Below are 220 nucleotides of genomic sequence, written 5' to 3'. Positions count from 1 at the left end.
ACCGATTGATGACCCTGGCGACCGCTTTTTGCACATTACGGGCATCAAAGACGGCGTTTGATGACCGTGTCGGCCACTTTTTATGCATAACGGGCATCAAAGTCACCGATTGATGACCGTGTCGGCCACTTTTTGTGCATAACGGGCATCAAAGTCACCGATTGATGACCCTGGTAACCGCTTTTTGCGTATGACGGGAATCAAAGATACCGATTGATGA

It is taken from the genome of Bacillus sp. JJ1532, assembly GCF_036965085.1.
Classification (GTDB): Bacteria; Bacillota; Bacilli; order Bacillales; family Cytobacillaceae; genus Cytobacillus.
This window is presented reverse-complemented; position numbering follows the sequence as displayed.